The organism is Mesorhizobium sp. WSM4898 (genome assembly GCF_029625845.1).
Classification (GTDB): Bacteria; Pseudomonadota; Alphaproteobacteria; order Rhizobiales; family Rhizobiaceae; genus Mesorhizobium.
The window spans coordinates 245,161-268,642 of the sequence record NZ_JARTVQ010000002.1 but is presented as its reverse complement, the minus strand read 5'-3'; the positions used below and the strand labels follow the sequence as shown (position 1 = coordinate 268,642).

Annotated in this window: 23 protein-coding genes and 1 riboswitch; of the genes, 14 read left to right on the top strand and 9 right to left on the bottom strand. The window is 64.2% G+C overall.

Annotation, left to right across the window (positions count from 1 at the left end):
* The first annotated feature begins 3 nt into the window (after positions 1-3).
* A riboswitch (cobalamin riboswitch) is annotated at positions 4-202 on the top strand.
* Between the two features lie 36 nt (positions 203-238).
* From P9228_RS08755 to cobO, 4 genes are read left to right on the top strand one after another with little or no spacing between them, the layout of a single operon-like run.
* Positions 239-418 (top strand): CbtB domain-containing protein, encoded by a 180-nt coding sequence (locus P9228_RS08755; protein WP_066999556.1) that lies wholly within the window; start codon positions 239-241, stop codon positions 416-418.
* Between the two features lie 15 nt (positions 419-433).
* The gene (locus P9228_RS08750) at positions 434-1,231 is read left to right on the top strand and encodes a CbtA family protein (RefSeq protein ID WP_067329223.1); all 798 of its coding nucleotides are present in this window, start codon (positions 434-436) and stop codon (positions 1,229-1,231) included.
* The gene (cobU, locus tag P9228_RS08745; RefSeq protein ID WP_278054033.1) at positions 1,228-1,701 is read left to right on the top strand and encodes a bifunctional adenosylcobinamide kinase/adenosylcobinamide-phosphate guanylyltransferase; all 474 of its coding nucleotides are present in this window, start codon (positions 1,228-1,230) and stop codon (positions 1,699-1,701) included. Before P9228_RS08750 ends, cobU begins: the two co-directional genes overlap by 4 nt.
* 1 nt (position 1,702) lies before the next feature.
* Positions 1,703-2,332: a cob(I)yrinic acid a,c-diamide adenosyltransferase gene (gene cobO / locus P9228_RS08740; RefSeq protein ID WP_095825696.1), complete on the top strand. Its 630-nt coding sequence runs from the start codon at positions 1,703-1,705 to the stop codon at positions 2,330-2,332.
* A 6-nt stretch (positions 2,333-2,338) separates the two neighbouring features.
* Here cobO and cbiB read toward each other — a convergent pair whose 3' ends face one another.
* Positions 2,339-3,328 carry an adenosylcobinamide-phosphate synthase CbiB gene (gene cbiB, locus P9228_RS08735; protein ID WP_066999568.1) on the bottom strand — a complete coding sequence of 330 codons (990 nt, stop codon included), beginning with the start codon at positions 3,326-3,328 and terminating at the stop codon, positions 2,339-2,341.
* Between cbiB and cobD the strand changes: the two genes are divergently transcribed.
* Together cobD and P9228_RS08725 are read left to right on the top strand one after the other, a co-directional pair.
* A complete protein-coding gene (gene cobD / locus P9228_RS08730; RefSeq protein ID WP_278053033.1) occupies positions 3,327-4,376 on the top strand; it encodes a threonine-phosphate decarboxylase CobD in 1,050 nt (349 codons plus the stop codon). The genes cbiB and cobD overlap by 2 nt on opposite strands.
* 2 nt (positions 4,377-4,378) lie before the next feature.
* Positions 4,379-4,888, top strand: coding sequence for a tyrosine phosphatase family protein (locus P9228_RS08725; RefSeq protein ID WP_067329232.1), 510 nt, complete (start codon positions 4,379-4,381; stop codon positions 4,886-4,888).
* A gap of 15 nt (positions 4,889-4,903) precedes the next feature.
* Here the strand turns inward: P9228_RS08725 and P9228_RS08720 are convergent, their stop codons facing one another.
* Together P9228_RS08720 and P9228_RS08715 are read right to left on the bottom strand one after the other, a co-directional pair.
* Positions 4,904-5,701: a creatininase family protein gene (locus tag P9228_RS08720; RefSeq protein WP_095801965.1), complete on the bottom strand. Its 798-nt coding sequence runs from the start codon at positions 5,699-5,701 to the stop codon at positions 4,904-4,906.
* A 66-nt stretch (positions 5,702-5,767) separates the two neighbouring features.
* A complete protein-coding gene (locus tag P9228_RS08715) occupies positions 5,768-6,151 on the bottom strand; it encodes a RidA family protein (RefSeq protein ID WP_067329236.1) in 384 nt (127 codons plus the stop codon).
* Between the two features lie 254 nt (positions 6,152-6,405).
* Between P9228_RS08715 and P9228_RS08710 the strand changes: the two genes are divergently transcribed.
* The 7 genes from P9228_RS08710 to P9228_RS08680 all read left to right on the top strand — a co-directional run bounded on the left by P9228_RS08710 (position 6,406) and on the right by P9228_RS08680 (position 13,089).
* Entirely contained in the window at positions 6,406-7,410 is a 1,005-nt protein-coding gene (locus tag P9228_RS08710) for an ABC transporter substrate-binding protein (protein ID WP_067329238.1), read from the top strand.
* A gap of 15 nt (positions 7,411-7,425) precedes the next feature.
* Positions 7,426-8,244: an ABC transporter ATP-binding protein gene (locus P9228_RS08705; protein WP_127323701.1), complete on the top strand. Its 819-nt coding sequence runs from the start codon at positions 7,426-7,428 to the stop codon at positions 8,242-8,244.
* Positions 8,231-9,082, top strand: a complete 852-nt coding sequence (locus P9228_RS08700) for an ABC transporter permease (RefSeq protein ID WP_127239510.1) — start codon at positions 8,231-8,233, stop codon at positions 9,080-9,082. The genes P9228_RS08705 and P9228_RS08700 overlap by 14 nt, the downstream gene beginning before the upstream one ends.
* A 12-nt stretch (positions 9,083-9,094) precedes the next feature.
* Entirely contained in the window at positions 9,095-10,393 is a 1,299-nt protein-coding gene (locus tag P9228_RS08695) for a cytosine deaminase (RefSeq protein ID WP_278054031.1), read from the top strand.
* Between the two features lie 2 nt (positions 10,394-10,395).
* Entirely contained in the window at positions 10,396-11,793 is a 1,398-nt protein-coding gene (locus P9228_RS08690; RefSeq protein ID WP_278054029.1) for an FAD-binding oxidoreductase, read from the top strand.
* 127 nt (positions 11,794-11,920) lie between these two features.
* The gene (locus P9228_RS08685; protein ID WP_278053030.1) at positions 11,921-12,502 is read left to right on the top strand and encodes an NAD(P)H-dependent oxidoreductase; all 582 of its coding nucleotides are present in this window, start codon (positions 11,921-11,923) and stop codon (positions 12,500-12,502) included.
* Entirely contained in the window at positions 12,502-13,089 is a 588-nt protein-coding gene (locus P9228_RS08680) for an NAD(P)H-dependent oxidoreductase (RefSeq protein WP_278053029.1), read from the top strand. The genes P9228_RS08685 and P9228_RS08680 overlap by 1 nt, the downstream gene beginning before the upstream one ends.
* Positions 13,090-13,228: 139 nt before the next feature.
* On the opposite strand, the gene P9228_RS08675 is transcribed toward P9228_RS08680, so the two are convergent.
* From P9228_RS08675 to P9228_RS08655, 5 genes are all read right to left on the bottom strand, one after another.
* Positions 13,229-15,676, bottom strand: coding sequence for an FAD-dependent oxidoreductase (locus P9228_RS08675; protein ID WP_278053028.1), 2,448 nt, complete (start codon positions 15,674-15,676; stop codon positions 13,229-13,231).
* Positions 15,673-16,854 (bottom strand): pyridoxal phosphate-dependent aminotransferase, encoded by a 1,182-nt coding sequence (locus tag P9228_RS08670; RefSeq protein WP_278053027.1) that lies wholly within the window; start codon positions 16,852-16,854, stop codon positions 15,673-15,675. Before P9228_RS08670 ends, P9228_RS08675 begins: the two co-directional genes overlap by 4 nt.
* Positions 16,854-17,753, bottom strand: a complete 900-nt coding sequence (locus tag P9228_RS08665) for a homocysteine S-methyltransferase family protein (protein ID WP_127239513.1) — start codon at positions 17,751-17,753, stop codon at positions 16,854-16,856. Before P9228_RS08665 ends, P9228_RS08670 begins: the two co-directional genes overlap by 1 nt.
* Complete coding sequence (locus tag P9228_RS08660; RefSeq protein ID WP_278053026.1) at positions 17,750-20,203, bottom strand: FAD-dependent oxidoreductase; 2,454 nt, start codon at positions 20,201-20,203, stop codon at positions 17,750-17,752. The genes P9228_RS08665 and P9228_RS08660 overlap by 4 nt, the downstream gene beginning before the upstream one ends.
* A gap of 106 nt (positions 20,204-20,309) precedes the next feature.
* Positions 20,310-20,897: an XRE family transcriptional regulator gene (locus P9228_RS08655; RefSeq protein ID WP_176477717.1), complete on the bottom strand. Its 588-nt coding sequence runs from the start codon at positions 20,895-20,897 to the stop codon at positions 20,310-20,312.
* Between the two features lie 235 nt (positions 20,898-21,132).
* On the opposite strand from P9228_RS08655, the gene P9228_RS08650 reads away from it, so the two are divergent.
* A complete protein-coding gene (locus P9228_RS08650) occupies positions 21,133-21,837 on the top strand; it encodes a nitroreductase (protein WP_095801957.1) in 705 nt (234 codons plus the stop codon).
* Positions 21,838-21,866: 29 nt separating this feature from the next.
* On the opposite strand, the gene P9228_RS08645 is transcribed toward P9228_RS08650, so the two are convergent.
* Positions 21,867-23,309, bottom strand: coding sequence for an MFS transporter (locus P9228_RS08645; protein ID WP_278053025.1), 1,443 nt, complete (start codon positions 23,307-23,309; stop codon positions 21,867-21,869).
* Between the last annotated feature and the right edge of the window lie 173 nt (positions 23,310-23,482).

The window sequence follows — 23,482 nt, the reverse complement described above, 5'->3', positions numbered from 1 at the left end:
CCTATAGTCGCTGGCGTCGTCGGTTCCGTTTTTGGAGCCAAGAGGGAATGCGGTGAGGGTGGAGTCTTTGCCCTAAGCCGTGGCTGCCCCCGCAACTGTGTGCGGTAGTCCTCTCCATAGACCACTGAGGTTTGTCCTCGGGAAGGTGGGGAAGGGTGCGAATCCGCGAGCCAGGAGACCTGCCGGCGACAGGAAAGTTGACTTCGATGCCCTCGGGTGGAGGGCGAAAGGACAAGACATGAATACCGCTTCCGTCGCCCTCGGCGCCTCCGTCTCCTCGCAGTCGCGCATCATGCAGCTGGCTCTCGCCGCGCTGCTCGGCATTTTCGTCGTCGGTTTCGTCGGCTTCTCGCACATCGATGCGGTCCACAACGCTGCCCACGACTATCGTCACTCGATGGCTTTTCCCTGCCACTGACGAAGGCCCGATATCATGAATCTGTTTCGCAACGTCGTGTTCGTCGCGGCGATCGCAGGGCTCGTGGCGGGCATCGCGCTTGCCTGCATGCAGGCCTATGCGACCGTGCCGCTGATCCTCAAAGCGGAAGTCTATGAAAAGGCGGGCGGCGGTCATCACCACGACCATGCCGCCAACACTGGAACTGGCACTGCCATGAGCTCGGCCGAACCGGCGGGCAATGCGATGAGCAGCGCCGCTCCTGCGTCGACGGAAGCGGCGGCTCCGACCGAGGACGAGGGCTGGGCTCCGGCCGACGGCTTCGAGCGCTTCGCCTTCAACGTTGTCGCAAACATCGTCACCGGCATCGGCTTCGCGCTGATCCTGGTCGCGGTCTCGGAATTCGCCGGTGGCATCGGCAGCTGGCGCCAGGGCGTGTTCTGGGGCCTTGCCGGCTTTGCGGTTTTCACGCTCGCGCCCGGCCTCGGCCTGCCGCCGGAACTGCCGGCCATGCCGGCGGCGGAACTTCTGCCGCGCCAGATCTGGTGGATTTCGACGGTGGCCGCAACCGCGGTCGGCCTTGGATTGATCGCCTTTCGCAAGTCGCTGCCCTTGGCAATTCTGGCGGTCGTGCTGATCGTCGCTCCGCACGTAGTCGGCGCGCCGCAGCCCGTCAGCTTCGAGACGGCGATTCCCGAGGGGCTGCACCATCAGTTCGTGGTGGCGGTGACCCTCACCGATCTGGTCTTCTGGCTGGTGCTCGGTGCGGCCGTCGGTGTGGTGCGCGGCCGCTTCACCGGTACGTCGACCAGCCTGCGCGACAGCTTTGCCTGATCGCGCGGAGCGCGCATGCCGAGTGCCTGGTGGCGGCAAGCCCGTCGCCTTGGGCCTATATCGCCACCGCGCAGGCCTATGACGAGGAGATGCGCGAGCGCATCGCGCTGCATCGCTCGCGCCGCGGCAAAGGCTGGGTCACCGTCGATGCGCCGCTCGACCTGGTCGGCGCGATCGACGCCTTGCCCGATCACCAGCCGGTGCTTATCGATTGCCTGACATTGTGGCTGAGCAATCATATGCTGGCGGACCACGATATCGAGGCCGAGTGCCGGCGGCTCTCGGATGTGCTTTCGCAGCCGCGCGGACCGTGGTTTGTGGTGTCTAACGAAGTCGGGCTCGGCATCGTGCCGGACAATGCGCTGGCGCGCCGGTTCCGCGACGCCGCCGGGCGGCTCAACCAGCAGGTCGCGGCTGTCGCCGACAGCGTGCTGATGATGGTGGCGGGGCTGCCGCTCAAGGCGAAGTGACATGGGCGAGATCAAAGACACGATCATCGACTACAAGGATGCCGAACGCCATCGAGCCAAGATGGCCAAGCGCAAGGCGGTGCAGGATGCCGAGGTGGCCGGCAAGACGATCGAGAAGGGACTGCTGATCGTCAATACGGGGCCGGGCAAGGGCAAGACCACGGCTGCGTTCGGCCTGGCGCTGAGGATGCTTGGCTACGGCAAGCGCGTCGGCGTCGTCCAGTTCATCAAGGGCAAATGGCACACGGGCGAGAAGGATGCCTTCGCCGCCTTCGGCGATCGCGTCGTCTGGCACGCGATGGGCGAGGGCTTCACCTGGGAGACGCAGGACCTGAAGCGCGACATAGCCGCCGCCGAGGCTGCCTGGGCGAAGGCGCTCGAGCTGATTGCCGACCCTTCGATCAGCCTCGTCGTCCTCGACGAGCTCAACATCGCTCTGCGCTACGATTATCTCGAGCTGGAAAAGGTGGTCGCGGCGCTGAAGGCGCGCCGCGAGGGCCTGCATGTCGTCGTCACCGGCCGCAATGCTAAGCCGCTGCTGGTCGAGGCGGCCGATCTCGTCACCGAGATGGGGCTGACCAAGCACCATTTCGCGGCCGGTGTGAAGGCGCAGCAGGGGATTGAATTCTGAGGCGCCTTAGCCGCCGATCAAAATGGTCAGGTAGATCACCGTCGCCGATAGAATCGCGAACAGGCCGATCAACAGCCCGTCGGCGACGCGATAGAGTTCCAGCGCCTGCCTTATGTCGGTGCTTTCGGCCTCGCGCCTGCCGCCTTCGCCCATGAAGGCATCCTCGACGACCTCGCCGCCATAACTGCGCGGTCCGGCCAGGGCGAGCCCCAGCGCGCCGGCCATGGCGGCTTCCGGCCAGCCGGCATTGGGCGAACGGTGCTTCTTCGCGTCACGCCGCATGACCTGCCAGGCGTTGCGGGGGTCGGCGCCCTTGACGATGAAGGCCGCCAGCACAATCAGCAGGCCGGTGAGCCGCGATGCCGGCAGGTTGACCAGGTCGTCGAAGCGAGCGGCCGCCCGGCCGAAGGCCTCGTATTTCGGCGTGCGGTGGCCGATCATGGAATCGGCGGTGTTGGCGGCCTTGTAGGCAGCACCCCCGGCCAAACCACCGACACCGGTCCATATGGCAGGCGCGACGATGCCATCGGAGAAATTCTCTGCCAGGCTTTCGATCGCGGCGCGGGCAACGCCCGCCCTGTCGAGCTTGTCCGGATCGCGGCCGACGATGCGCGAAACGGCGATGCGGCCGAGCGTCAGGCCACCAGTCTCCAGCGCATCGGCGACATCCTCGACATGCTCGGCGAGGCTCTTCTGCGACAGAAGCGAGGAGCTGAGAATGGCCGCGATGACCAGGCCGGACGGAAAGATCAGCCAGAGCAGGACATGCAGCGTCAGGCCGATGGCCGCCGGCACCAGCAGGATGACCAGAAGCGCCTGGACGCCGCGGCGGCGACGCAATTCGTCGGAATCGGTGGCGCGGTTGAGCCTGCGATCGAGAAAGGATATCAGCCTGCCGATCCAGGTTACCGGATGACCGATGGCGTTGAACAACCAGTCCGGATAGCCAAGGGCACGTTCGATGGCGAGTGACAGGAAAGCGATCAGGATCGACATGAAGCTTCTAAGCGGAGCGGTTGCAGCGGTTGATCACGGCGGCAGCCTTGGCCGGGCAAGCGCGCTCTTCCCTCATGCGCCACAGCCTTTCCTTGACCTCTCGACAGGTATCAATCCGCACTCCTATCCGCTTTTCGATCTGCCCGCCACCGCCCTGTCACGATTGCCCGAGCCAGGACGACTGCGCGAATTGGCCGAAATTGCGGCCAAGGCGTATGGCGCGCGGTCGGCGGCGCATGTCGTGGCCGCGCCCGGCACGCAGATCCTGTTGCCGCAGGTCGCTTCGCTGGTGAAGCCCGGCAAGGCACTGGTGCTGGGTCCAACCTATGCCGAGCACGCCAGGGCGGCCGCGATTGCAGGCCACGCGGTTGTGGAGGCGCGCGACTTCGACGCCTTGGCGGACGCTGACCTTGCCGTGCTGGTCAACCCGAACAATCCGGATGGGCGAGTGATCGAAAGGCACCGCCTGGTCGGCCTTGCTGCGCGGCTTCGCGCGAAGGGCGGTCTGCTGGTGGTCGACGAAGCCTTCATGGATGTCGGCCCGGTCCAACACAGCCTTGCCGGCGATGTGGGCCAGGGTGGTATGGTGGTGCTGCGCTCCTTCGGCAAATTCTTCGGCCTTGCCGGCGTCAGGCTTGGTTTCGCGCTGGCCGACCAACTGACCGCCGAGCGGTTGGAGGCGCAGCTTGGGCCATGGGCTGTCGCCGGTCCTGCACTTGAATACGGAATCCGCGCATTGGCGGACGCCGAGTGGCAGGATGACATGCGACAGGGCCTGGCAGCCGATGCCAAGCGCCTCGACGCGCTGCTCAGCCGGTTAGGTATCGCGGTCGCCGGCGGCACCTGTTTGTTCCGCTATTTGTCTTTCTCTGATGCTGCCTCCCTGTTCTCCGCTCTTGGCGAACGCGGTATCCTGGTCCGTCATTTTGCCGATCGACCGCAGGTCTTGCGCGTCGGTCTGCCCGGCAGCGAAGAGGAGTGGCAGCGGCTCGAGAGCGCGCTTGCAGCGTGGGCCTCGCGGCGCGACTATGCGCCGAAGGAGTGCTGACGATGATCCATGTCTGTTCGCTGTCGAAGGTGGAGGAGACCGTTGCGAGAACCGGCGCGGAGCGCTTGCTGTCGCTGCTCGCCGACGGCACCGGGATGATCCGTCCGGCCTCGATACTGGCCGAAAACCATCTGCATCTCGTCATGCACGACATCGTCGCCGCGCAGGAAGGCATGACCATGCCGGGCGAGGAGCATGTGCGCGCGCTGCTCGACTTCGCCTATCGCTGGGACAGGGCCAAACCGATGGTCGTGCACTGCTATGCCGGTATCAGCCGCTCGACGGCATCGGCCTATATTATCGCGGCGGCACTGGCGCCCAAACGCGACGAGGCGGAGCTGGCGAAGACGCTGCGCTTTCTCTCGCCGTCAGCGACGCCCAATCCAAGGCTGATTGCCGTTGCGGATATGTTGCTTGGGCGAGAAGGCCGGATGATCGCGGCGGTCGAAGCAATCGGGCGCGGTGCAGATGCCTTTGAAGGGATTCCGTTCGAACTCAGCATTAGAGATTGAGCTCGCACTGTTCCGCTACGCCAGCCAGTCGGCAAGCCTCGCCTTACGCACATCCCTGGCCAGGCTGATGAAGCCATCGGCCTGATGCTCGGCCGTGAGCCGGCCTTTTTCGGCGGTGGCGATGCTGGCGTCGCCGACCACGCCGTTCGGATTGAGGTCGCTGGCGATCCAGGCGAAGGCGTGCGTTCCGGTGTGCCGCAGCAGGGCGAATTCCTTTTCGGCGCGACCGACATTGGAGACGAAATTGTCGGCCTTGCCCATATCAACGAGATCTGGCCGGAAATGCAGCATCAGCGAGGTCTCGACATCGCCGCCATGGATGCCGTGACGGTCCTCGAGCTCGGTATACATGCCGGAGGGACGGCCGAAGCGCTGCCAGCTCGTCTTCACCGCCAGCATCTTTGCGCGCACGCGCAATTCGCGCGTGACAATGCCCATGATCTCCTCGTTGCCGCCATGCGAGTTGACGACGATCAACTTTCTGACCCCGGCGCGGGCGACCGAGAGGCCAAGCTCCGTCCAGGCGTCGACCAGGGTGGTGGCCGGCAAGGTGAGCGTTCCCGGCGCATGCAGATGCTCGTTCGACTTGCCCACCGCCTGCACCGGCAGGAGGCGGATGTCGATGTCCTCGGGCAGGCGCGCAATCACCGTCTCCAGCATGCCCATCATGATCGAGGTGTCGGTCGAGACGGGAAGGTGAGGGCCATGCTGCTCGACCGCGGCCACCGGCAGAACGGCAATCGTCGCTTCCGCGTCGATCGAGGCGTATTCGGTCGTCCGATAGTCGCCCCACCACACACGTCTTGTCGTCACTGTCGTCTCCCGATGGTCTGCTGTTCGGCCCGAAGGTCTAAAGCGCCTGGGCATTCCGGGCAACAGCTAGCCTGCTGCCAGAACCTCCACCTCAACCTTGAATTCCGGGCGGGCAAAACCTGAAACGATCATCAGCGTCGAAGCGGGCGCCGGATCGGAAAACAGGCGATTGCGAACGTCCATATAGGCCTGCAGATGCGCGCGATCGGTGACGAAGGCGTTGATGCGCACGACATCGTTCAGCGTCAGCCCGGCTTCGCTTAAGATTGCGGCAATATTCTTGAAGCAAAGCTCGGTCTGCGCGCCGGCATCCTCCGGGACGGCGTCATCCGGCGCGATGCCCAACTGACCCGAACATAGCACAAGGCGCTTTCCCGCTGGAATTTCAACGCCATGGCTATAACGGGCAAAGGGCGGCTTGATCGACTTGGGGGCGAGATAATTGAGCATGGCATTCTCCTGTCGGCAGGCAGACTAAGGCCGGATTCATGAAAGCTTCAAGATGCGGTGCATGCCGCCCGGGCGATTATGGACAGGCGTCCAAAAAATGGGCACGATGCCATTTGTACAGCATGACCCGTCCGGTCTCGGCAATGACTGCCGCGCAAGCAGGCGGCCCAAGGCGGTGGCATGTGTCTTGCTTCTTGAACCAATGGAGTGGAGCCCAGCGCGCAGCGCGCCGGAGCCAAGAGAGGGTGATGTTTATGTACGGAAAAGAAAAAATCCTGGCGGGTGCGATCGCGCTGCTTGCTGCCAGCACGCTGGGCGCTGCGGCCAACGAGAAGGTCACCTTTGGCACCAACTGGCTGGCCGAGCCGGAACATGGCGGCTACTACCAGGCGATCGCCGACGGAACCTACGCCGCCTGCGGCCTCGACGTCACCATCATGCAGGGCGGCCCGCAGGTCAGCGGCCGGCCGATGCTGCTGGCCGGCAAGATCGATTTCTACATGGGCGGCAACCTGCTCTCGGCCTTCGACGCCGTGCAGCAGGGGATTCCGATGCGCGTCGTCGCCGCCGACTTCCAGAAGGACCCGCAGGTCATCATGTCCCATCCGGGCGAAGGGCTGGACAAGTGGGAGGACCTGAAGAACGCCGACCAGTATATCCTCGGCGACGAGGGCGCACAGACCTTCTTCCAGTGGATGGTGACCGATCTCGGCTTCGATGCCGCCAAGCGCGTGCCATACACCTTCAATCCGGCGCCCTTCATCGCCAACAAGAAGTCGATCCAGCAGGGCTATGTCACGTCGGAGCCCTACGCGGTGCAGAAACAGGGCGGCTTCGTGCCGAACCAGTTCCTGCTCGCCGACAATGGCTGGGATACTTATGCCACGACCATCGAAGTGATGCAGGACACCATCGACAAGCGGCCGGAGGTGGTGCAGTGCTTCGTCGATGGCTCGGCCAAGGGCTGGTACAACTACCTCTACGGCGACAACAAGGCCGCCAACGAGATGATCAAGAAGGACAATCCGGACATGACGGATGAGCAGATCGCCTTCTCGATCGAACAGCTGAAGAAGTTCGGCATTGTCGATTCCGGCGATACGGAAAAGCTCGGTATCGGCGGCATGACCGAAGCGCGCATCCAGAGCTTCTACGACAAGATGGTCAAGGCCAAGGTCGCGCAGCCGGGCATCGACATCAAGAAGGCCTATACGCTCGCCTTCATCAACAAGGGGGTCGGGCGGGAGCTGAAGAAGTAAGGCGGCCTGCCTGAGATGATCCAGGAGAAAGTGGCGCAGGCAACGGCATCGGGTGAGAGCCCGATGCTGCTTTCCTTACGCAATGTCGGCAAGGTCTTTTCCAACGGCGTCACGGCGCTGAGCAAGGTCGACCTGACGATCCGCGAAGGCGATTTCCTAAGCCTGCTCGGGCCCTCGGGCTGCGGCAAGTCGACGGCGCTCAGGTTGATCGCCGGCCTGTCGACGCCGACCTCCGGTCAGCTCGACTGGCGCGGCTCGATCGACCGCTCGAATATCGGCTTCGTCTTCCAGGAGCCGACGCTGCTGCCATGGGCCAGCGTCTTCGACAATGTCTGGCTGCCGCTCAGGCTGAAAGGCGTATCGCGCGCGGAGGCCAAGCCCGCGGTGATGGAAATGCTGTCGCGCGTGCACCTCACCGGTTTCGAGAATGCCGTGCCGCGCGAGCTTTCCGGCGGCATGAAGATGCGTGTCTCGATCGCACGGGCTATGGTGACCAAGCCGCGCATTCTTCTGATGGACGAGCCCTTCGCGGCGCTCGACGAGATTACCCGCTTCAAGCTCAACAACGATCTTCTCGAGCTTTGGCAGGACGAGCGGTTTACCGTCGTCTTCGTCACCCACAGCGTCTTCGAAAGCGTGTTCCTCTCCAGCCGTGTCGTCGTCATGGCGGCACGACCGGGCCGCGTCCACGGCGAGCTTGCAATCGAAGCGCCTTACCCGCGCGACGAGGCATTCCGGACTTCGCCCGACTATGCGGCGCTCTGCCGGCAGGCCTCGGACGTGCTGGTCAATGCCATCAACTCAACCGCCGGACCTCATCATGACGGCCATTGAAAACAATGCCCTGAAGCTCGACCCGGAAGAGGCGCGCCGCGTCCGCCAGGAGCGGCTGGAGCGGATCGGCAAATGGGTACTGCCGCTGGCGATCATGGTGCTTGCGATCTGGCTGTGGGATCGCATCTGCGTCTGGAACGGGATCCCGCAATACATCCTGCCGCGCCCGGGCGTGGTCCTGCAGACGCTGCATGACGATGCCGGGCTGTTGTTCTCTTCGCTGCTGGTGACGCTCAGGATCACCTTCCTCAGCCTGCTGCTTGCCGTCATCGGCGGCGTCGGGCTGGCGGTGCTGTTCGCGCAGTCGAAATGGGTGGAGATGTCGTTCTTCCCCTTCGCCATCGTGCTGCAGGTGACGCCGATCGTGGCGATCTTCCCGCTGATCAACATCTACATCAACAACCAGACGACCAAACTCCTGCTCTGTGCCTGGATCGTCGCCTTCTTCCCGATCCTCTCCAACACCACGCTCGGGCTGAACTCGGTCGACCGCAACCTGCGCGATTTGTTCAAGCTCAACGGCGCGACCCGCTGGCAGCAATTGCGCTATCTGCGCCTGCCGGCGGCGATGCCCTATTTCCTCGGTGGGCTGAAGATCGCCGGCGGCCTGTCGCTGATCGGCGCCGTGGTGGCCGAGTTCGTCGCCGGCGCGCAGGGGCAATCGTCCGGGCTTGCCTCGCGCATCATCGAGGCGGGCTACCGGCTCAATGCTCCCAGGCTGTTCGCGGCGCTGATCCTGATCTCGCTCACCGGCATCCTGATCTTCCTCGTGCTGTCGCTGGTGTCGCATCTCATCCTGCGCCGCTGGCACGAGAGCGCGCTGAAGCAGGAGCGCTAGGGTGCCTGAATGTTGATCCCAGCCTCTGGTCGTTACCAGCTCGCCAACGTCCGCGTTCATCAATCGCTGACGCCGGGCCTTGCCGCAAGCTTCGATGCCGATGGTTTTGCGCTTGCCGACATTGCCGTCGCCGACCGCAAGATTGCTAGCGTCATTGCGCACGGCAAAGCCGAGCAGCCATTCGACGCAATCGACCTTGGCGGCCGCATCGTGCTGCCCTGCTTCGTCGACTGCCATACGCATATCGACAAGGGCCATATCTGGCCGCGCAAGCCAAATCCCGACGGCACATTCATGGGCGCGCTCAACGCAACTGCCGCCGACCGCACCGCTCGCTGGAGCGCGGAGGACGTGGCGAGGCGCATGGATTTCTCGCTGCGCTCAGCTTACGCGCACGGTACCAGGGCCTTGCGCACGCATCTCGACAGCGTGGCGCCGCAGGAGGAAATTTCCTGGCCGGTGTTCGAGACGATGCGGGAAAAATGGCGAGGCCGGATCGAGCTGCAGGCCGCCTGTCTGCTTGGCATCGAAGGCGTGCGCGACAAGGCCTGGTTCGAGCGTCTGGCGAAACGCGTCGGAGCGGCCAAGGGCGTGCTCGGCGTTGTCACTTACATGGTGCCCGACCTCGAGGAACTGCTCGACAAGGTGTTCGCTGAAGCCATAAAGCATGGGCTCGACCTCGATTTCCATGCCGACGAGACGGACGACGTCGCGGCTGTCTCGCTGAAGAAGATCGCCGAGGCTTCGCTGTGGAACGGTTTTGACGGCAATATCCTGATCGGCCATTGCTGCTCGCTGGCGCGCCAGCCCGACCTCGAGGTTCTCGACACGCTGGATAAGGTGGCAAAGGCCGGATTGGCCGTAGTGTCGCTGCCGATGTGCAACCTCTATCTGCAGGACCGGCGCAACAACCACACCACGCCGCGCTGGCGCGGCGTGACGCTGCTGCACGAGATGAGGGCGCGCGGCATCAAGGTGGCGGTCGCTTCCGACAACACGCGCGACCCGTTCTACGCCTATGGCGACCTCGATATGCTGGAGGTATACCGCATGGCGACACGCATCCTGCACCTCGATCACCCTGTCGGTGACTGGCCGAAAGCGATAGCGGCGACGCCGGCCGAGGTGATGCGGCTGGAAGGTGTCGGCACTCTCGCCGCCGGCGGCAGCGCCGATTTCATCGTCTTCAAGGGACGCAGCTGGACCGAATTGCTGTCGCGGCCCGAATCGGATCGCATAGTGGTGCGCGAGGGCAGGGCGATCGAGCGCCGGCTGCCCGACTATGCTGAACTCGACGAATTGATGGTGTGATGATGGATATCGCAGCGCTGAAGCGCGATCTCGAAGGCCTCAAGATCGACGACCATCCGGCCATCGTCCAGCAGAAGAGCCGCGACTTCTACTGGTACAGCCCCGTCCTCAAACAACAGCTCGACCATGTCACCGGCGACCTGATTGTGACGCCGAAGAACGAGGACGAGGTGATCCGCGTTTTGGCCGCCTGCCACCGGCACGGCGTTCCAGTCACACCGCGCGGCAGCGGCACCGGCAATTACGGACAGGCGATGCCGCTGTCGGGCGGCATGGTGCTCAACCTCGCCGAGATGAACGAAGTCAAGGCGATCGTGCCGGGCCGCGTGGTGACCGGGCCCGGAGCGGTTCTGGCCGACATCGATCGCGCCACGCGGGCACATTCCGCGCAGGAACTGCGCATGTCGCCCTCCACCTACAACACCGCCTCCATCGGCGGCTTCGTAGCCGGCGGCTCGGGCGGTATCGGCTCGATCCGCTGGGGCGGATTGCGCGATCTCGGCAATGTGATCCGGCTGCGGACCGTGACGATGGAGGCGGAGCCGCGCGTCATGGACCTCTCGGGCGAGGACGTGCTCAAGGTCATGCATGCCTATGGCACCAACGGCATCATCACCGAGGTTGAGATGCCGCTCACGGCCTCCTACGATTGGGTCGATGTCATCGTCGGCTTCGACGATTTCATGGGTGCCGCGGGCTTCGGCAACGACCTCGCCGAGCAGGACGGCATATTGGCGAAGCTGATCACGCCGATCGCGGCACCCATCCCTTACGATTGTTTCAAGCGGCACCAGAAGTTCTTCCGGCGCGAGCAGAGCATCGTGGTGTGCATGATCGCGCCGCACGCGATGGATGGGTTCCTCGCGTTCGTCCGGGCCAGCAAAGGCGAAATCGTCTTCCGGGCCGACCAGGAGACCGACCTCAAGGGATTGCCGCCGGCCTACGAGCTGACCTGGAATCACACGACTCTGCGCGCCATAAGAGTCGATCCGACGATCACCTATCTGCAGGCGCGCTATCCGTCGCCGGACCATCTCGCGCACGTCAAGGCGATGGTCGACCGCTTCGGCGACGAGGTGCCGGCGCATCTCGAATTCATCCGCTTCGACGGCGCGATCGGCGCCGCCGGGCTGCCGCTGGTCCGTTTCACCACGGAAGAAAGGCTCGACGAGATCATCCGTATCCACGAGGACAATGGCTGCTGGATCTTCAACCCCCATCGCTACACGCTGGAAGAGGGCGGCATGAAGCAGACTGACGAGGTTCAGCTTGCCTTCAAGCGCGAGACCGATCCGCAAGGATTGCTCAACCCCGGCAAAATGATTGCCTGGGAGAATCCGGGCTATGACTATCGCTCCGGCAAGCCGTTCCTGTTCAAGGGGCTGCAAAGGGCGAGGTGATCGCGATGAGCGCCCGGCGCTGCACCCTCCTCTGGCCTGTCGCATTTGGCGACATCTCCCCCACAAGGGAGGAGATGTGGCATGGGACAATAGGGGTTTGTCGAGCTGACCTGCGGGATCCACTCCCGTGAACATCCTCGTGCTCTACGCACATCCGGTGGAGACCAGCTTCAACGCCGGACTGCATCGGACGATCGTCGAGCGGCTCGGCGCGGCGGGCCACACGATCGACGACTGCGACCTCTATGCCGAGGATTTCGATCCGCGGATGACGCGCGCAGAGCGGCTCGGCTACCACGATCAGCGCGGGCCGAACGAGGCGGTCGCCGGTTACATCGCAAGGCTTCAGAAGGCGGAAGCGTTGGTGCTGTCGTTTCCGGTCTGGAATTACGGCTATCCAGCTATCCTGAAGGGCTACTTCGATCGCGTCTTCCTGCCCGGCGTATCGTTCAAACTGGTCGACGGCAAGGTTCGGCCGACGCTGCACAACATCCGCAAGCTCGCGGCCATCACCACCTACGGCGGCAGTCGTTTTCGCGCCATGCTGATGGGCGATCCGCCGCGCAAAATGGTGAAGCGCACGCTGCGGGCCACCATCAAGCCAGGCGCCCCCGTCTCTTACCTCGCACACTATTCGATGAACCTTTCGACGGATCAGACGCGCAAGGCCTTCATGGCGAAGGTGGCCGCCAGCATGGATCAATTCTGATGCGCGTGCTGGTGGTCTATTGCCATCCGGTGCCGGAGAGCTATTGCGCCGCGATCCGCGACATGGCGATAGAGGTGCTGACGAGACGAGGCTGGGACGTGAGGCTGCTCGATCTCTATGCCGAGAAGTTCAATCCGGTAATGAGCTGCGAAGAGCGGCGCTCCTACAACGAGCGCGCGCCTGAGGATCCCGCGCTCCGGCCGCATATCGAGCATCTGCAATGGGCCGAGGCGATCCTCTTCATCTACCCCACCTGGTGGTACGGATTGCCGGCGATGCTGAAGGGCTGGTTCGATCGCGTGTGGGCGACCGACATCGCCTTCAAGCTGCCGCGCGGCAGAGGCCGGATCCAATCGCTGATGACCCATGTGACCAAGGTCGGCGTCATCACCACCTGTGGCGCGCCGACGTGGTGGAGCGTCGTTGTCGGCCAGCCCGGCCGCAAGACGATCCTGCGCGGCATGCGCGCCATCTGCGCCCCCCGCTGCAAGACATTCTTCCTGGCGCACTACCTGATGGATTCCTCAACGCCGAAGAGCCGGACGGCGTTTCTGGCGAAGGTAAGGGCGAGGCTGGAAAGCTTTTGAGGATAGCTCTCTTCTCCCTGTTAAATGAGGAGAAGATGGCGGCAGCAGATGAGAGGCGGCGTCGCAAAGGTGTGGCGCTGCCCCTCATCCGCCCTTCGGGCACCTTCTCCCCGTTGAACGGGGAGAAGGGAACGCTGCGCTACATCCGCACCCGTTCAGCCTTCGCGTCGTACATCGGCCTCAACGATGCTTCCGCGGCGAAGCGTTCGCCGGCGATCTCGACCTCGTAGGATGAGCCCAGCACATCCGCCTCGCTCTCGCCCTTGCAGGGCACATAGCCGAGCCCGATCGCGCCGCCGAGATGATGGCCGTAATTGCCCGAGGTGATCGGCCCGACGATCATGCCGTCGCGCAGGATCGCCTCGTTGTGGAATAACAGCGGCTGCGGGTCCTTGAGGCGGAACTGCACCAGCCTGCGGCTCAACCCGGCTTCCTTCTTCCTGAGCACCGCGTCACGGCCGATGAAGTCGCTCTTGGCCGTCTTCACCGCGAAGCCAAGGCCTGCCTCCAGCACATGGTCCTCGTCGGTGATGTCGTGGCCGAAATGGCGGAAGGCCTTTTCGATGCGGCAGGAATCCAGAGTATGCAGGCCGCAGAGCTTCAGCCCGACATCGGCGCCGGCTTCAATGATCGCCTCGAAGACATGGGCGGCCTGATCGGTCGAGACATAGAGTTCCCAGCCGAGCTCGCCGACATAGGTAACGCGATGGGCACGGGCCAACCCCATGCCGATCTCGATCTCCTGGAAGGTGCCGAACGGATTGGCCTGGTTGGAAAAATCGTTGGGGCTCACCTTCTGGATCAGTTTCCGCGAATCGGGGCCCATCAGGCAGATGACCGCTTCGGCAGCGGTTACATCGGTAATCACGACGAATTCGTCGGCGACGTGCCGCCTCAGCCAGGCGAGGTCACGCTGCAAGGTGGCGCCCGGCACGACGAGGAAATAGGCGGTCTCGGACAGCCGCGTCACGGTGAGGTCGCTCTCGATGCCGCCTTTGGCGTTGAGCATCTGCGTGTAGACGATCTTGCCCGGTTCCACGTCCATGTCGTTGGCGCAGAGCCGCTGCAGGAAGGCACAAGCGTCGCGGCCTTCAACGCGGATCTTGCCGAACGAGGTCATGTCGAACAGGCCGACGCCGTTGCGCACGGCGAGGTGTTCCTCGCGCTGGTTGTCGAACCAGTTCTGCCGCTCCCAGGAATAGCGGTATTCGCGCTCCTGTCCTTCGCGGGCAAACCAGTTGGCGCGCTCCCATCCGGCGACTTCGCCGAAGACGGCGCCACGGGCCTTCAAATGCTCGTGCAGAGGCGAGCGGCGCACGCCGCGCGAGGTCGCCATCTGGCGGTAGGGGAAATGATCGGCGTAGAGCAGGCCGAGCGTTTCGGAGACGCGTTCCTTGAGGTAGCGACGGTTCTTCTGGAAGGGCTGGGCCCGGCGGATGTCGACCTCCCAGAGGTCGAAAGGCGCCTCGCCGTCATTGATCCACTGCGCCAGGGCCATGCCGGCCCCGCCGGAGGAAACGATGCCGATCGAATTGTAGCCGGTCGCCATCCAGTAGCCGGAGAGTTCCGGCGCCTCGCCGAGATAGTAGCGATCGTCGGGAGTAAAACTCTCGGGGCCGTTGAAGAAGGTGTGGATGCCGGCGGTGCCCAGCATCGGCATACGATTGACGCCCATTTCGAGGATCGGCTCGAAATGGTCCATGTCCTCGGGCAGCTGGTCGAAGCAGAAATCCTCGCGAATGCCGTCCATGCCCCAGGGTTTCGCCACCGGCTCGAAGGCGCCGAGCATCATCTTGCCGGCGTCTTCCTTGTAGTAGGCGCACTCGTCCGGCACGCGCAGCACCGGCAGGCGGGTGAGGCCGGGGATGGGCTCGGTGACGAGATAGAAATGCTCGCACGCGTGCAGCGGGATGGTGACGCCGTTCTGCCGGCCGAGCTCGCGCGCCCACATACCGGCGCAGTTGACGACGATGTCGGTCTCGATCGTGCCCTGGTCCTCGCCCTGAGCCCAGGAGACACCGGAGACGCCGCCGTTCCTGGTGTGGACCTTGGTGACCTTCACGTTTTCGATAACCGTCGCTCCGCGTTGCCGCGCGCCCTTGGCCAGCGCCATGGCGATATTGGCGGGGTCGCACTGGCCGTCGAGAGGCAAATGCACCGCGCCGACCACATCGGAGACGTTGAGATGCGGGTACAGCTCCTTGACTTCGGTTGGCGAAATCTCGCGCACGTCGACATCGAAGGCGCGGGCTAGCGAAGCCTGCCTATAAATTTCATGCTTGCGTTCCTCGGTCAGCGCCACGGTGATCGAGCCGACCTGGCGCATGCCGGTGCCGACGTCGGTCTCCGCCTCGAGCTTGACGTAGAGGTCGGCCGAGTATTTCGCCAGCCGGGTCATGTTCTGCGAGGCGCGCAGCTGGCCGATCAGGCCGGCGGCGTGCCAGGTCGTGCCGCAGGTGAGCTGCTTGCGCTCAAGCAGCACGATGTCGTTCCAGCCGAGCTTGGCCAGATGATAGGCGACCGAGCAGCCGGAGACGCCGCCGCCGATAATGACCGCGCGAGCTTTGGTTGGAATGGTTTTGGTCATGCGGCCTCGCGGCGGTAGTCGGAAGCGAAGCGGCGCACGCGAAGCGCTGCTTCCTGAAGGACAGGTTCAGGCTGGCAGAGGCTGACGCGGATGTGACCGGCGGCGGCCTCGCCGAAGCTCGAGCCGGGCATGACGCCGATCTTCTCCTTGTCGAGCAGCGCCCAGGCGAATTTCTCGTCGTCGGGCTCGATGGCCGATATGTCGAGCATGACATACATGCCGCCTTCGGAGCCGCGCACGGTGACTTCATTTGCGCCGCGAATGGCGTCGAGGAACACGGCGCGGCGCCCGGCGTAACGCTCGGCTATTTCGTCCACGCCGTAGTGGTTTTCAAGCGCCTCGGCGCAAGCGATCGAGATGAAGGCCGGCAGGCCGTAGGTGGTCACCAGGTTGAGATCGGTCATCAGCGCGATCATCGCCTTCGGGCCGGTGAGCCAGCCCATGCGCCAGCCGGTCATGCCGTGGCTTTTCGACATGGAATTGATGACCAGCGTGCGCTCGGACATGCCGGGCAGCGAGCGCGGCGAGATGTGCTCGCCGCCGCCGAGCGTCCAGTAGACCTCGTCGGACAGCAACCAGAGATCGTGCTCCTTGCAGATTTCGGCCAATTGCTCGAGCCGTTCGCGCGAATACACTGCGCCTGTCGGGTTGTTCGGGGTGTTGATCAGGATGGCGCGCGTGTTGGGCCTGAGCGCCGCGCGGATCCTGTCGGCGCGCGGCTGGAAGCCGTCCTCGGCCGGCGTTTCGACCACGGTGAAGCTGGCGCCGGCGGCGCTGAAGGTGTTGGGGTAGGTGGCATAATAAGGCGCGACGACGATGGCGTGATCGCCGGGGTCGAGCACGCCGTGCACGGCGGCATAGAGCGCGCCCTGACCTCCGGCGGTGGCGATGACCTCGTCGGGCTCCGTCAGGACGCCGGTGCAGGCCGAGGAGGCCGCCGCCATCGCCTTGCGCAGGCGCGGCAGCCCGGAAAGCGGCGTGTAGTGGTGGTTGCTGCCGCGGACGGCGTTCACGCAGGCCTCGATCGTTTGCGACGGCGTGTCGAAATCATGGTCGCCGACCGAGAGCACGATGATGTCCTCGCCGGCTGCCCTGCGGGTCCAGGCGGCGAAGTGGACTTCCCAGCCATCCTTGCCCGATGGCACGATGCCGGTAATGCGCTTTGATGGTTTTGGCATCAGGCTACTCCCGAGATGTGATGGCCGGCCTCAATGAGCTGGTCGCGTAGCGCAGCGATGTGAGCCGGCCCGACTTCGCAACAGCCGCCTACAATGCTGGCGCCAGTCTCGACCCAGCCCATCGCCTGGTCGGCATAGGCGTGCGGATCGAGATCATGGCGCGCGTGCAGCACGTCGACCGTGCCGCCATGCTTGAGCGCCTCGACCGAGGTGAAGCCATTGGCATAGGCGCCAACCGGACCGCCGAGGGCCAGCAGTTCCGGCAATGCGGCGGCAATGGCTTCGGGCCGGCAGCAGTTGAGCAGCCGTGCCGCCACCGGCAGATCGCCGAGGGCGCTAGCCGCGGCGGCAATGCTCTCGCCGCTGCGCAGGCGGGGCGTGCCGTGGTCGGCGAGAGTCCAGGATACCCAGACCGGCTTGCCGCTCTCGCATGCCGCGGTGACCGCCGCGCGAGCCTCGTCGGCGGAAGCCATGGTCTCGCACAGGAACAAATCGACGCCTTCTGCCTGTTCGGCGACGATGCGGCGGTAAATGGCGAGTGTGTCCTCGAAGGAGATGGTCAGCGCCGGCGCGTAGCTGCCGAACAGAGGCGAGAGGCAGCCGGCGATGGCGGCTTCACCCGCTTCGTCGCGCGCCTGCCGGGCGAGCTCGATGCCGCGCTTCTGCAGAGGCTTAAACAGCTCTTCCGCGCCCTCGCGCGCCAGGCGCTCGGGCGTGGCCGAATAGGTGTTGATGGTAATGACGCGGGCGCCGGCACGGATGAATTCCGCATGCAGGTCGCGCACCAGTTCCGGTTCGTCGATCAGCACTCTGGCCGACCACAAAGGCGTCGGTTCGGACTGACTGCGACGGACCAGCTCCTGGCCCATGCCGCCATCGGTAAGAATGACGGATGTCATGCTCTCAACCTTTCGTTCTTCGGATCCCACAACGGCTCGTCCTTCTGCACCACCGCCTTGAAACGGTCGCCGAAGATTTCGACCTCGACCGCCGTGCCGGGCTCGGTCAGGTCGGAACGCAGCATGCCGAGCGCGATCGACTTGTCGACGCGATGGCCCCAGCCGCCCGACGTCGTCTCGCCGACAATCTTGCCGTCATGCCAGAGCGTCGACATATAGGGCGCGTCGCAATCGCTGGGGCTTTCTACGACCAGCGTGACGAAGCGTTTCTTCACGCCCTGCTGCCTTTCGTTGAGCAGCGCCGCCTTGCCGCGGAAGTCGGGCTTGTCCCATTTGACGAAGCGTTCGAGCCCGCCCTGCAGGATCGAATAGTCGGTCGAGAGGTCGCCTTTCCAGGCGCGGTAGCCTTTTTCCAGCCGAAGCGAATCCAGCGCGTACATGCCGAAGGGCTTTAGGCCATGCCTCTGGCCGGCGGCCCAGACCGCGTCGAAGACGGTAGCCGTGTCCGCGACCTTGGTGTGGATCTCCCAACCGAGCTCGCCGGCGAAGGAGACGCGCACCAGCTTCGCCCAGCGGCCGGCGATGGTCGTCTCCTGATGCGTCAGCCAAGGCAGGGAAAGATCGGCGTCGCAGACGTCAGCAAGAATAGCGCGCGAGTTCGGGCCGGCGAGAATCTGGGTTGAGTATTCCTCCGTGCGATCGGTCAGCTTGAAGGCCGCATCGGCCGGCATGCGCGACTTCAACCATTCGAAGTCGTGCCACTGCGCGACGGCCGCGGTGATTAGCGTCATCTGGTCCTCGCCATGGCGCACGACCGACATTTCGGTAACGATGCGGCCCTTATCGTCCGCGAAATAAACCAGGCCGATGCGGCCGGGCTTCGGCACGAGGCCGGTGACCTGCAGGGCCAGCCATTCGGCGGCGCCCGGACCTTCGAGGTTGAAACGCGAGAAGCCGGGCAGGTCGAGGATGCCGGCTGCGTCGCGCACAGCCAGGCATTCCTCGCGAACGCGCTGCTGCCATGGCCCGTCGCGGCGGAAAGTCAGCGTTGATTCTTCCGAAATGTCGTCGCCCGGTTGCGCGTACCAGGTGGCGCGCTCCCAGCCGTTATAAGCGTCGAACTGGCCACCCCGCGCTTTGACGCGCTCATGCAGCGGCGAGTGCTTGCGGTCGCGGCCGGCCGGCCAGGCGTGGCGCGGGAACTGGATGGCGTATTCGTTGCCGTAGATCTCCATGCCCTTGGCAACGCAATAGTCGGGTGCCGAAGCAAAGGCGGTGAAGCGGCGCGGATCGCAGGACCACATGTCCCATTCGGTCTGGCCCTCGGTCACCCATTCGGCCAGCACCTTGCCGGCGCCGCCACCTTGCGCAATGCCGAAGGTGAAGACGCAGGCCTCGAAAGCATTCGGCACGCCGGGCATCGGACCGATCAGCGGATTGCCATCCGGCGCGTAAGGGATCGGCCCGTTGATCACCTTGGAAAGGCCTGCGGTGCCGAGGATCGGCACACGGGCAACGGCATCGGCAAGGTAATGCTCGAGACGGTCGAGATCGTCCGGGAAAAGCTGGAAGGAAAAATCCTCCGGCATCGGATCGTTGTGGCCGACCCAATGCGCGCGGCAATTGCGCTCATAGGGACCGAGATTCATGCCGGTCTTTTCCTGGCGCAGGTAGTAGGAGGTGTCGACGTCGCGCAGCAACGGCAGTTTCTTGCCCTGTTCCTTGGTCCATGCGGCCAGCTCGGGGATTTCCTCGAACAGGATATATTGATGGCTCATCACCATCATCGGCACTTCGCGGCCGAACATTTTTCCAACTTCGGCGGCGCGATAGCCGGCGGCATTGATCACGATCTCGCAGCGGATCTCGCCCTGCGGCGTCGCCACCACCCATTCGCCGTTTTCGCGGCGAACGCCGGTGACCGGGCAGAAGCGGATGATTTTCGCGCCCATGTCGCGCGCACCCTTGGCAAGCGCCTGCGTCAATTGCGCGGGATCGATGTCGCCGTCGCTCGGATCGTAGAGCGCGCCTTTCAGCTCATGCGTCTCGATGAAGGGGTAACGGCGCTTGATCTCGTCGAGGCCGACGACGTCGATGTCCATGCCTTGATAGCGGCCCATGCCTTTGGCGCGCTGGAACTCCTGCATGCGCTCCTTGGTGTGGGCGAGCCGCAACGAGCCGGTGACATGGTAGTTCATCGGATAGTCGACCGCGTCGGCGAGGCCCCGGTAGAGCTCGGTAGAATAGCGCTGCATGTTCATCAGCGACCAGGACGACGAGAAGGTCGGCACGTTGCCGGCCGCGTGCCAAGTCGAGCCGGAGGTCAGCTCGTTCTTTTCCAAGAGCACGCAGTCGGTCCAGCCCGCCTTGCAAAGGTGGTAAAGTGAGGAGGCGCCAACGACACCGCCTCCGATGATCACCACGCGTGCCGTGGTCGGCAAACCGGCCATGTTCTCCTCCAACATCAAAAGCGCGTCAGGACGCGCTTTTGATTCTTTGTTTCATGCAGGCCTTGTCCCAAAAACCGCGGCACAGTTTTGGGCGGCATGCATTGGTTCAGTACACCGGTGGCGAAACCACCCAGATGACGACCGCCGGGTCGGCGCCAGGATTGCGCCAGCGGAACGGCTTGCCTTCGAAGCGGAACGAGTCGCCTTCGCTGAGCCGATGCCAGACGCCGCCGATCTCGAGCTCGAAAGTGCCCGACGCGACGTAGCCCGCTTCCTCGGTCGGGCGGCGCGCTTCGGTCTTCAATTCCGCGCCCGGCGCGAAGACCGAGCGCAGCATCTCGAAGCTACCGCCAAGATCGGGCGACAGAAGCTCCTCCACGAGGCCCGATTCGCTTGTGCCAAGCGAGCGGCGGCTGCCGGCGCGCACAACCACGCCGCGCTCCTCTTCGGCAGGCACGTCATGGCTGAAGAACAGGCTGAGCGGCACGCCGAAGAGTTCGGCGAAGGCCCGCAGGTCACCAAGCGAAGGGATCGACAAGCCGCGCTCGACCTGGCTGACCCAGCCTACCGAGCGGTCGAGCTTCAGAGCAATCTCGGCAAGCGTCAACCCGCGGGCCTTGCGCAGCGCACGAATGTCGCCGGCCAGCAGCCGCTCGCCATTGTCCTGCTCCGATCTGATGGCGGTCGAGGTCACCCGCTCCTCGTGAAAAAATCTGCTCAAATTTCATGAGAAAGCAAGTGCATGAAAAAATCAAGTGAATTTTCATGCAACGCAAGATTTGCTTGCGCCATTTTGGCGGTTGATGCAAAGCCTCGCCATCGAATCGCGAGTGGGGCGTCCGGTCGAGGACCAGTTAGTTATTTGTGTCTGCCTATGGTCGTTGCGGGAATCGGGTTGCCGGGTCCAGCCATGCGTGAAGGGACGGCCCATGCTGGAGAAGAATGACCGGAGCACGCTCGACGCAGCGATCGTCGATGAGGCGATCATGTCGCGCCGGTCGGTGCGCGCGTTTTTGCCCGACATGGTCGACGACAGCACAATCCGCGCCATCCTGACGGTCGCGGCAAGGGCACCCTCGGGCACCAACATGCAGCCCTGGCGTGTCTATGTGACCAAGGGCGAGGTGAAGCGGCGCATCAGCGACGCCATCCTCAATTCGGGCATCCGCGCCGAAAAGGCCGAATGGGACGAGTACCGTTACTATCCCGACCAGTTCTTCGAGCCCTATCTCAGCCGGCGTCGCGCCAACGGTTTCGGTCTCTACGGCGCGATCGGCATCGGCCGGCGCGAAGTCGACAGGATGCGGGCGCAGCACGACCGCAACTTCGTCTTCTTCGACGCGCCGGTCGGCCTGATCTTCACGGTCGACCGGCGGCTGAACAAGGGCTCGTGGATCGACTACGGCATGTTTCTGCAGAACATCATGGTCGCGGCACGGGGCAGGGGCCTGCATACCTGTCCGCAGGCGGCTTTCGCGCCCTATCACCGGCAGATCCGCCCGGTGCTCGACATACCAGACGAGGAGATCGTGGTCTGCGGCATGGCGCTTGGTTATGAGGACACGTCCAAGCCCGAGAACGAATTCCGCACCGACCGCGCGCCGCTCGAAGACTGGGTGACGTTCGCGACATAGCTCTCCGGCGCGGATCGCAGCCCGATGTGCTAATCCGTGCCGATATGCCCGCCATGGCCGCTGACATGGGCACCGTCCTGCGGGGTGAGCCTGAAATAGGCGAGCAGCGCGCAAAGCGTGATCAAGCCTTCGACAACGAACAGGAGCCGGTAGTCGTTGACGCTCGCCTGGCCGCCGCCGGCGAGCAGCGAGAGCATGGCAGCGGCCAGACCGACGCTGATCGCCACCGCCAGCTGCCAAAGGATGTAGTACAGGGCGCTGAAGCGCGAGAGCTGCTCGGGCGCGATGTCCGAGTAGGCGAGGTTGCCGGTCGAGGCCCACTGCACCGAACGGAAAAGGCCGAAGGCGAAGATGTAGGCAAGCACGATCCAGGGAGGCGTGCTTTCCTGCATCAAGGCAAAACCTGCGACCAGCAGGGCGGCGATCGGCGTGTTGACGATCAGAACCCGCTTGAAGCCGAAGCGGTTCAAGATGCGCGGCATGAAGAAGCGCATAAGCAGCGAGCCGATCGCCGCGACGAAGGTCAGCGATCCGGCCTGCACCGCGCTCATACCGAAGCCGAGCTGGAACATCAGCGGCAGCAGGAAGACAACGGAGCTTAGCCCTATCGTGTCGAGCCCGCCGCCGGTCAGAAAGCTGATGCGGAAGGTGCGGATACGCAGCAGATTGAGGTCGAGCAAAGGGTTTCGGGCCCGCAGACAATAGAAGGCGGCGACGGTGAGGATGGCGATTGCCAGGCCAAGCTCGACGCCGATAATGCTGGCGGCGGCGTCCTTCGCGGCAAGCGAATCCATGCCGAAGACGAGCAGCGCCATGCCGCCGCCGACTAGCAGGAAGCCGGGAAAATCGAAAGGCGTGCGGACCGGCTTGGTGGTCGTGGGGAACAGCGAGGCCGCGAGCAACGCGGCCGTCAGCGCGATCGGTATGTTGATGTAGAAGATCCAGCGCCAGGAGACGTAAGTGGTCAGCGCGCCACCGACGAGGGGCCCGACCAGCGGGCCGGACTGGCCGGCGAGCGAAATATACATGTTGATCCTGAGCGTGCGGTCGCGCGGAAAGCTCGACAGGATCACGACCTGCCCGAGGGTGCCCATCAGCGCACCGCCGAAGCCCTGCAGCGCGCGAGAGCCGACCAGCATCCAGATGTTTTCCGACAGGCCGCAGAGGGCCGAGGCGCTGGCGAAGACCAGCAGCGCAAAGCAATAGACGTTGCGCAGGCCGAAGCGGTCGGCCAGCCAGCCGCCGAGCGGCATCGTGACGATGAGGCTCGCGACATAGACGGTGATCAAAAGCCCGAGCTGGCTCGGCGGGCGGCCAAGGCTTTCGCCGATGCCGGGCAGCGCGGTCACAATGACATTCTGGTCGAGGCTCGTCATGAACACGCCGCACGCGACGGTCGCCGGCAACAGCAGCGACGGGTCACCCGCCGGAGCAAAGCGGGTCGTGGCTGTCGCCGTAGTCTCTGCGGTCATGGAAGGATGTTGTCGAACCGGTTGCCTGAGGGCTCCGAGAGCCGCGTTCCTTATCTATCGTCTTCGCTGGCCCAAGGCTCAAGCGGCAGTTGTGGCCGTCGATAATGCCACGCGCCGGCTGAACCAATCCCCGGGTGCTGCTTGCTCAGAGGCAAATTCGGCACGGAAAACCG

Bases quoted from the DNA above. Each gene is read 5' to 3' on its own strand.
- P9228_RS08755 (WP_066999556.1), top strand. From the start codon at position 239: ATGAATACCGCTTCCGTCGCCCTCGGCGCCTCCGTCTCCTCGCAGTCG.
- P9228_RS08750 (WP_067329223.1), top strand. From the start codon at position 434: ATGAATCTGTTTCGCAACGTCGTGTTCGTCGCGGCGATCGCAGGGCTC.
- cobO (WP_095825696.1), top strand. From the start codon at position 1,703: ATGGGCGAGATCAAAGACACGATCATCGACTACAAGGATGCCGAACGC.
- cobD (WP_278053033.1), top strand. From the start codon at position 3,327: ATGAAGCTTCTAAGCGGAGCGGTTGCAGCGGTTGATCACGGCGGCAGC.
- cbiB (WP_066999568.1), bottom strand. From the start codon at position 3,328: ATGTCGATCCTGATCGCTTTCCTGTCACTCGCCATCGAACGTGCCCTT.
- P9228_RS08725 (WP_067329232.1), top strand. From the start codon at position 4,379: ATGATCCATGTCTGTTCGCTGTCGAAGGTGGAGGAGACCGTTGCGAGA.
- P9228_RS08715 (WP_067329236.1), bottom strand. From the start codon at position 6,151: ATGCTCAATTATCTCGCCCCCAAGTCGATCAAGCCGCCCTTTGCCCGT.
- P9228_RS08710 (WP_067329238.1), top strand. From the start codon at position 6,406: ATGTACGGAAAAGAAAAAATCCTGGCGGGTGCGATCGCGCTGCTTGCT.
- P9228_RS08705 (WP_127323701.1), top strand. From the start codon at position 7,426: ATGATCCAGGAGAAAGTGGCGCAGGCAACGGCATCGGGTGAGAGCCCG.
- P9228_RS08700 (WP_127239510.1), top strand. From the start codon at position 8,231: ATGACGGCCATTGAAAACAATGCCCTGAAGCTCGACCCGGAAGAGGCG.
- P9228_RS08690 (WP_278054029.1), top strand. From the start codon at position 10,396: ATGGATATCGCAGCGCTGAAGCGCGATCTCGAAGGCCTCAAGATCGAC.
- P9228_RS08680 (WP_278053029.1), top strand. From the start codon at position 12,502: ATGCGCGTGCTGGTGGTCTATTGCCATCCGGTGCCGGAGAGCTATTGC.
- P9228_RS08675 (WP_278053028.1), bottom strand. From the start codon at position 15,676: ATGACCAAAACCATTCCAACCAAAGCTCGCGCGGTCATTATCGGCGGC.
- P9228_RS08670 (WP_278053027.1), bottom strand. From the start codon at position 16,854: ATGCCAAAACCATCAAAGCGCATTACCGGCATCGTGCCATCGGGCAAG.
- P9228_RS08665 (WP_127239513.1), bottom strand. From the start codon at position 17,753: ATGACATCCGTCATTCTTACCGATGGCGGCATGGGCCAGGAGCTGGTC.
- P9228_RS08660 (WP_278053026.1), bottom strand. From the start codon at position 20,203: ATGGCCGGTTTGCCGACCACGGCACGCGTGGTGATCATCGGAGGCGGT.
- P9228_RS08650 (WP_095801957.1), top strand. From the start codon at position 21,133: ATGCTGGAGAAGAATGACCGGAGCACGCTCGACGCAGCGATCGTCGAT.
- P9228_RS08645 (WP_278053025.1), bottom strand. From the start codon at position 23,309: ATGACCGCAGAGACTACGGCGACAGCCACGACCCGCTTTGCTCCGGCG.